Source organism: Noviherbaspirillum sp. Root189, from assembly GCF_001428545.1.
In the GTDB taxonomy this organism is placed as follows: Bacteria; Pseudomonadota; Gammaproteobacteria; order Burkholderiales; family Burkholderiaceae_D; genus Noviherbaspirillum.
The window spans coordinates 1-7,997 of sequence record NZ_LMHZ01000058.1 but is presented as its reverse complement, the minus strand read 5'-3'; the positions used below and the strand labels follow the sequence as shown (position 1 = coordinate 7,997).

The window sequence follows — 7,997 nt, the reverse complement described above, 5'->3', positions numbered from 1 at the left end:
CGGTGACCGGCCGAACATTCTGGTGTATTCCCGGCTGAACTGCGAGGAGCTTTCGTATCCCACCTCGAAAGCGACTTGGCTCAAGAGTTTGCCTTTGGACAAGATCAACCGTCGTGCTTCTATCAACCTTAGCTGCTTCTGGAACTGCAGTGGGGACAGCGATGTGATAGCACGGAAGTGCTGATGGAATGCTGCTCGGCTCATACCAGCCGCCGCCGCTARGCGCTCAATATGCACCGGCTGGGCGTAGTCAGCACGCAGGATCGCGACAGCACGTGCAATGCGCCTCACATGGCTATCGGGCAGGCCTAGGTTGCGGACTGCGTGTCCTTGGCAGCCCAGCAGCAACCAATGATGAATCTCCCTGATCAGGCCATTCTTGAGCACCGCCAGCGATTCCGGGCGGTCCAGCAGCATCACCAGCCGGCGTAGGGCATCGCACAGATCGCCGCTGGTGTCGTGCGCGGCCTGTGATGAAGATGCTACGGGCTCGCTCAACACTAGATCCGTAATCACGTTTGGATCCAAGTCGAGAGCCAGCGCTAGATAGGGACTGGCAGCGCTGGCCTGACTGATGCGACTGGCAGTCGGCACATTGCCGGTCACGATTAAAGTCTCTCCATTCGCGTATGACGACACACCGCTGCTTAACGAGACCTGCTTGCGCCCCTGCAGTACCAAGCATACCAACGGATTCACCACGGTGTGCTCCACCTCGCTCGGTGTCGTACGCTGGAACAGGTAAAAGCCTTGGACAGGTGTGGCCGTCACGCCGTCCACCTGGGAGTGGGCACRTGTGTAGCGAAGGAGCGCATGCTTCAGTTCGTCGACCATGGTGAATTTAAACATGTCCGGCTACCCACGCCAACAAGTTCAGACGATTAGGCAAGAAATATCGACGTTCGAGCATAGGTCAAGGGAGGCCGAGCACGATACTACTCGCATTCAATCAGGAGACTCACAGATGACCCATCCGCCAATTAATTCGCACCGCCCTACACCGGAAACTGTTCACGCAYCGCATCGCGGAGTGGAGGTTCTTGGAGAACAAGGAGCTGAAGGCCGCAAGGCATTCTTCATCCGGATCGAAGCCCGCCCGGGCCAAGAGGATGCCGTAATACAGATGCTGCGTGACATTCGGRCTTGCGTCGAGGACGAGCCTGCCACGGGCCCGTGGTTCGCCGTCCGGTTTTCACAGTCCAGCTTCGCCATTTTCGAAGCATTTCCCGATCTGGCGGGGCGCCAGTGGAAGAGACAGATAATGACTTTAGGTCAAGGGAGGCCGAGCACGATACTACTCGCATTCAATCAGGAGACTCACAGATGACCCATCCGCCAATTAATTCGCACCGCCCTACACCGGAAACTGTTCACGCAYCGCATCGCGGAGTGGAGGTTCTTGGAGAACAAGGAGCTGAAGGCCGCAAGGCATTCTTCATCCGGATCGAAGCCCGCCCGGGCCAAGAGGATGCCGTAATACAGATGCTGCGTGACATTCGGGCTTGCGTCGAGGACGAGCCTGCCACGGGCCCGTGGTTCGCCGTCCGGTTTTCACAGTCCAGCTTCGCCATTTTCGAAGCATTTCCCGATCTGGCGGGGCGCCARGCACATGTRGAGGGTGGCGGTGGAGACATTTTCCGCGACCGCGAGCGGATGAACGCCATCCTAGCCGATGCGGCAAAGGTGCACCGTGTCGATGTGCTGATGAGCAAGGACTCCTTTTCTCATCTCCATCCACTCTGATAAGACAGCACGGAACCGGGGTAACACAGCCTGTGTTGTCGCCAGCAGACCGAGGACGTTAACATCAAACTGACGACGAATTTTCTCCACAGGTGTAGCTTCCAGCGGCCCATACGCACCGTAGCCGGCATTGTTCACAAGAACGTCTATACGTCCGCACTTTACGGTGTTCTCCTCAATGGCCTCGCGGATCGAAGTAGTATCTTGAACGTCGAGGCGAGTGACAAGCATATTGTCAAGTTGAGTTAGTTCAGTCTCATGCTCAGGCGCCCGCATGGTTGCAATGACGTTCCAGCCGTTCCGCTGGAAGAGCTTGGCGGTCGCACGGCCGAGACCGCTTGAGGTACCGGTGATGAGGATGGTCTTCTTCATGAAATTTTCCTTTGCGTTGATGACATGAAAATCTTATTCGCGGGCGATGCTGAATACACTGGCAACGGATGCCAATCAACTATCGGATCACGCCAAACGTAAACAATGGCTGTACACGGCAGCGGAACGATGCTTGCTTTGACCGCTCATGACAACACGGATCGCTACCAAACATTGCTTCCTGAAAATGATTGAGGGGTTTTGGAGGTGGATTGGTCTGCGAGGATCAGTAGCTTCTCGAGTTGATAAACAAAAAATGCATAGATGGCTGCTATGCCTCGTCCCATTCGATGAAAGATTAACGGATAGTCAGCGTCGTCTTCCTCTCGATCCAGTGCTGTCTAAATCGTTAGCAACCTTGGACACAGGGAGAAAAATGCCAAGCCATCGGTTGCGCTCACGAGTTTTTGGCGTGGCGATGGTCGCCTTTCAAAACCGTTCACGCACCCCCGTTGAAAAAGATGTGCTGAACGCATCGAGCGTACGCTGCCTTCGCAGCGCTGTTTCGAAATCCGGGACATTCGACGTACCCGTGCGGAGATCTGCTGCCAACTGGGAATAGAGTCTGGCCACTCCAGCAGCGGGATCTCCAAGCCTTGAGTATTCAGCCAAATAGGCTGGTGGAACGGTAATTTGTTGGGGTGGTGCTAGCCCTCGTCTGAGCGTGATGCTGAGATCACCCATATGGATGTACCCTGCCATCGAGGATTCAACGAGCAAGCTGCCGGCGGTACCTTGGATCTCCCATGACATTGCTTTTCCCAAGGCATTACCCGCGCTGTAATGCAAGGAAGCAACGATGTGGTTCTGAAGGAGTCCTACCGCTGCAATTTCATCAGGTGTATCGTTCTTCATCCGGCTACCGTCCCGTAAACGGATCCCTTCGCCGCGCTGGTTCGAGACGACAGCCGACAGGCTTTCGAACTCTCCAAGTACTTGCGCAAGCGGCTCCAGCGCATGCCCTACTGCGATGCTCAGCATCGTTGCGCCGTTTGCACTCTCCGCCATAAATTCGAATGGCGGATCGAAGTGACCATACCACGTCGCTTCGGTTGGATGCGCTCTGATGCTGGTGCTCAAAGGACGACCAATGGCGCCCTGTCGGACCAGGTCGCGCAGGAAGCGAACCGGAGGATGCTGTCGCCCCTGAAGCCCGACCACGGTCTTCAGCTTCTTATCGCGGGCAAAAGCTGCAAGCGCCTGGGCCTCGAAAAGGTTGCGCGCAAGCGGCCACTCGCAATAGACCATTTTGCCCGCAGCAAGTGCGTCATGGACAATGTTGCGGTGATCAGGCACCTTCACTGCCACCACCACGAGATCAATCTCGGGTCGTTCGACAAGCTCCTGATGATTGTCGAAAGCGAGCTCGATGTCCAGCGCTTCGGCCGTCTCCCGTGCACTGTCCATTCGAGTCGTGCTGACGCCGCGGATGTCGAATGCCTCCAGCATCTGCAGCGCCGGTATATGGGCGACCCGGGCCCATCCTCGCTGGGCACTCGCCCCAACGATGCCGACGCCGATTCGTCGCGACGAAGTGCTCTGGCTCATTCCTTATCCTTCGCAATAGCTTGTCCTTCGTTTGATACATAATCCTGCCGCGAAGGCAGGCGAGAGCGCATGCAGCTCCGGGTGCGGTCAGGTGAGCAAGCCGCCGTCGACCGTAATAATCGTTCCCGTGATATGCCTTGCCGCAGGACTAGCCAGAAAGACAACAGTAGCGGCGATGTCCGCCGGCTCAGCGTAACGTCCAAGTGGCATTAGGCTGCGTTGAAAGTCCGAGCTTTCGCCATTCGCAGGATTCATGTCGGTGTCGGTCGATCCGGGTTGCACCAGATTCGATGTGATGTCACGCCCACCTAGCTCCTGAGCAAGCCCGCGCGTGAACGACTGCAAGGCCGACTTGGTCATGTAATACACGGTTCCAGGCGTGCCGACAATGCGATCCGCCCCGGCTGAGCCGATGGTGATCACACGGCCACCTGCAGTGAGGTGCGGAATCGCCGCCTGGGTCGCGAGCACCGGGCCGCGGACATTCACTGCGTAAAGCGCGTCAATGTCTTCCACGCTGAAATCGGCGATCAAGCTGTAGCGTGCGATGCCGGCGTTATTGACCAGGATATCCAGTCCACCGAGCGCGGCGACCGCTTCGCCGACGGAGCGCTTGATGGCGGCTGGGTCTACGTTGTCCGCCTGGATCGCGAGACCCTTCTGGCCAAGTTCTTGGATTGATGCCACGACCGCCTGTGCTCGGTCGGCGGAACTTTGATACGTCAGTGCAACGTCCGCTCCATTCTCAGCCAACGCGCGTGCAATGGCGGCGCCGATGCCGCGTGAGCCGCCTGTAACAAGAGCGCGTTTTCCATTGAGACTCTTCATGTTTGCATCCTTTATGCAGTGATCGATACATAAATCCTATGGTAGGATCTTGGCCTGGTCAAGGAATTTTGCAATGAACGCTGCAGAAAAGACTGATAAGGCTTCCCCAGCACCGACGCGCGTATCCGGTCCGCGAGGGCGACCTCGCGTGTTTGACCGGGACGCTGCCTTGGCGACGGCAATGAAGCTGTTCTGGGTCAAAGGGTATGAGGCGACCTCGATCACGGATCTCACGACGGCTTTAGGCATCGGCTCAACTAGTCTCTACGCTGCCTTCGGCTCGAAGGAGCAGCTGTATGCCGAGGCGCTCGAGCTTTACTCAACAACCTATGTAGATCTCGTACTTGGAAGGTTTCGAACGGCACCCACGGCGCGCGAGGCGGTATTCTCTTATTTGTGGGACTCGGCGGCGGCTATGACGGGATCCGACTGCGATCTGCCGCGCGGCTGCATGGTCAACTTGGGCACCGTAGGCGGCGATGAGCATGCAGAGCTTAAGGACTTGATGAGGAGGACGCGCGGAGGTGCTTATGACGTTCTCATAGCGCGCCTTGAGAAAGCTGTGCAGGATGGCGAACTGCCAAAGTCCCTCGACGTTGCTCACCTAGCGCGATATGTGCAAACCGTTCAGAGTGGCATGGCGATTAGGGCGCGCGATGGCGCAAGCAGAGAGGAACTCCAGAGGGTCGCAAAAATCTCCATGGCATCGTGGGACGCGATGATTCGCGGCATGAAAGAGAAATAGCGAGGCGGTGTCAATACATCCGGGCTCTTTAGCATCTAAAATCGGCTTACATTGGAAGGCACCGGGTGCTAGGAAACGCGGGATCGTACCGTACACCGGCATGTCTCTGTTTCGTAGCAACGCTTAGTTCGTGCAAAAGGGCGAAAGGCGTTTAGTTGTATGTCCGCTTCTGTTAAGGGTTGTAGGATGCCTGCCTACACGCGCAGGAGTGTGGTGCCGAACTGAATTCTGCGGCAGGCGTCCTACAAGCCCCAAGGGAGGAAACCGCGGAATGCACTGGCGCGGTACGAGTAAGCTAACGAGCTATGGGGATTCGACTGTCTTCCAGCGCCTCGACGTGGGGTGGTCACTGGAACGACGCACTTTGACGTCGTGCTTGTGCCTGACTTTGGGGCCGTCAGACCAGGTTATTGAGTTGCTGATTGAAGGTGACTTGGCGATATTCCAGTGCAAGACCAAGTCATCTGCTGCCAGCGCTGCTTGTTCGAGCATAGATGGTGGATAGGTGTATCGGACGCTGGCATTCATGCCGCACTCCGCTGTCTCGGTGGTGCCCGAATTGGTTGTCCACGTACGAAGGTATCGACAATACTCATCGCAGCACCGCAATGCGGGCAGACGAAGGTCGGCCGGGTCGTGGCGGTCGCACCAGCCACCTCCGGACGCGGCAAGTCGGCCATGACGTCCAACAGCTCTTTGGCCTTGGCAAGGTTCTTCTTGCGACCGGCGTTGGCAATGATCCCATAATGGCGGATACGGTGAAACCCGTGAGGCAGCACATGCAACAGGAAGCGGCGCATGAACTCGTGCACATCCAGCGTCATCGTCTTGTGACGGGTGCGCCCCTTGGCGCGATAGTCCTTCCAGCGGAACGTCACGCCACGTTCGTCCATCGTCAACAGACGGCTATTGGAAATGGCTACCCGATGGGTATAGCGTGACAGGTAGGCAAGTACCGCCTGCGGTCCGGCAAACGGGCGCTTGGCATAGACGACCCACTCTTCTTTGCGCAGCGGCGCAAGCCAATCGGCAAAGGTATCTGCATCGGCCAGCGCCAGGTGCTCGCCGAAGAACTGCAACTTCCCGCAACGATGCGCGTTCTCTAGTGCTTCAAGGAAGCGCCGGCGAAACAGCCGCGACAGTACTCGTACCGGCAGGAAGAAGCCCGGCCGGCAAGCGATCCAGCGTTGGCCATCAGCAGAGAGCCCGTCACCGGGGACGATGCCGTGCACATGCGGATGGTGCGTCAACGCCGAGCCCCAGGTATGAAGCACCAGCGTGGCACCGATCTGGGCACCGAGGTGCTTGCGATCGGCGGCAATGGTGCGTAACGTGTCGGCGGCGACGTCGAACAGCAAGCCATAGAGGACGGTCTTGTTGGTATAGGCGATCTCGCTGATCGGGGCCGGCAGCGTGAAGACGACGTGGTAATACTCGACCGGCAGTAATTCCGCCTGCCGCGCCTCAAGCCACCGGCGTGCGGCACTCGCCTGGCACTTGGGGCAATGCCGGTTGCGGCAGGAGTTGTAGGCAATCTCGACCTGCCCACAGCCATCACAGCGCAGCACATGCCCTCCCAGCGCCGCGCTGCGGCACTGTTCAATGGCCGACATGACCTTCTTCTGGCCCAGGCTCAAGTGACCTGCCTGGACCTGGCGATAGGCCGGCCCATGGGCGCGGAAGATATCCGCAACCTCCAGCACGGCAGAAGGCATCGACAGGCGCTACCCGGGGTACAGCATCTCGAGCGGGCTGACCACTTCACGAAGGATATCGGTGGCCACTTGCGCGTACAGCGCAGTGGTTTCGAGCTTCTTATGGCCAAGCAGCACCTGGATGACACGGATATCGACCTTCTGCTCCAAGAGATGGGTGGCAAAGCTATGCCGAAGCGTGTGCATGGACACGCGCTTGTTGAGGTGGGCGGCGTCGGCGGCAAAGTGCACGGCGCGATTGAGTTGCCGGGTGCTGAGCGGCTCGATCGGATTGAGTCCCGGGAACAGCCAGCCGCCCTCGAGCATCTTGCCCTGGGCATGCGCCACTCGCCACCATACACGCAGACGCTCGAGCAGGACCGGCGGCAGCATCGCGTACCGGGGGCGATTCAGTGTCCCGAAGCGCTGTTTCTCACCATCGAGAAAAACCAGACAACAAAAACAATCAGCACACACGACCATTGGCTCCAGGAAAAGGATCTTTTGGTGCGATGACGCTCCAATTTGTTCATTCGCAGTGCTAATTTGCGGCAACGGGCTATTATCAAAAAGTCAGGCCGATGTGCAGCCATAAATAAAAAAAGCCTAGGGTCTATGGAGGGAAAATGGAAGCCTCGCAACCTCGTGCAACCTCTGAGGGCATTCTTTTTACAGTGCAGGCTGACTCGAAAGTTGAGCAATGTTTGATTTCGCAGGACGCACTGCGTAGTTTGTCTTTGCTGAAGAACATCGACCCTGCAGACGCAAGTGCCTTGGAGATATTTCAAGCATTTGAGGGGTTCATCCACCCGGTGGCGCAGGCTCTCCTGAAAAGAGCTACTACCGCAGGGCTAGTCAGACTAACCAAAGAGAATATCAATGATGCCTACGGCCCCGGCCCACACATTTGAGCAGCGTATCAGTTTCGGGGCTATTTTTAGAGGACCCCAATGAGTTCAGCGAAACCAGTCTGAATCGCCCCTGGTTTCATAGACACTTCCGAGCCTTACAATTTGGCTAAAGGGAGGTGTTATGAGCGGCAAACGGTACACAGAAGAATTCAAGGT

General features: G+C 57.3%; 7 protein-coding genes and 1 pseudogene. 2 read left to right on the top strand and 6 right to left on the bottom strand.

Annotation, left to right across the window (positions count from 1 at the left end; genetic code table 11):
- The 4 genes from ASE07_RS24635 to ASE07_RS24615 form a co-directional block, all read right to left on the bottom strand.
- The coding region (locus ASE07_RS24635) for an AraC family transcriptional regulator (RefSeq protein ID WP_235548602.1) at positions 1 to 849 on the bottom strand (849 nt) is incomplete at its 3' end.
- 816 nt (positions 850 to 1,665) lie between these two features.
- Entirely contained in the window at positions 1,666 to 2,115 is a 450-nt protein-coding gene (locus ASE07_RS24625) for an SDR family NAD(P)-dependent oxidoreductase (protein ID WP_082584455.1), read from the bottom strand.
- A gap of 429 nt (positions 2,116 to 2,544) precedes the next feature.
- On the bottom strand, positions 2,545 to 3,663 hold the full coding sequence (locus ASE07_RS24620) for a Gfo/Idh/MocA family protein (protein ID WP_057293476.1): 1,119 nt from the start codon (positions 3,661 to 3,663) through the stop codon (positions 2,545 to 2,547).
- 87 nt (positions 3,664 to 3,750) lie between these two features.
- Positions 3,751 to 4,491 (bottom strand): SDR family NAD(P)-dependent oxidoreductase, encoded by a 741-nt coding sequence (locus ASE07_RS24615; RefSeq protein WP_057293475.1) that lies wholly within the window; start codon positions 4,489 to 4,491, stop codon positions 3,751 to 3,753.
- Between the two features lie 73 nt (positions 4,492 to 4,564).
- Between ASE07_RS24615 and ASE07_RS24610 the strand changes: the two genes are divergently transcribed.
- Positions 4,565 to 5,236 carry a TetR/AcrR family transcriptional regulator gene (locus ASE07_RS24610; RefSeq protein WP_057293474.1) on the top strand — a complete coding sequence of 224 codons (672 nt, stop codon included), beginning with the start codon at positions 4,565 to 4,567 and terminating at the stop codon, positions 5,234 to 5,236.
- A gap of 524 nt (positions 5,237 to 5,760) precedes the next feature.
- Here the strand turns inward: ASE07_RS24610 and ASE07_RS24605 are convergent.
- Positions 5,761 to 6,951, bottom strand: coding sequence for an IS91 family transposase (locus ASE07_RS24605; protein WP_057293473.1), 1,191 nt, complete (start codon positions 6,949 to 6,951; stop codon positions 5,761 to 5,763).
- A 9-nt stretch (positions 6,952 to 6,960) separates the two neighbouring features.
- Positions 6,961 to 7,350: pseudogene (locus ASE07_RS24600) on the bottom strand (tyrosine-type recombinase/integrase); the annotation flags it as partial.
- A 206-nt stretch (positions 7,351 to 7,556) separates the two neighbouring features.
- Between ASE07_RS24600 and ASE07_RS24595 the strand changes: the two are divergent.
- Positions 7,557 to 7,841: a DUF1488 family protein gene (locus ASE07_RS24595; protein WP_057293472.1), complete on the top strand. Its 285-nt coding sequence runs from the start codon at positions 7,557 to 7,559 to the stop codon at positions 7,839 to 7,841.
- The last annotated feature ends 156 nt before the right edge of the window (positions 7,842 to 7,997 follow it).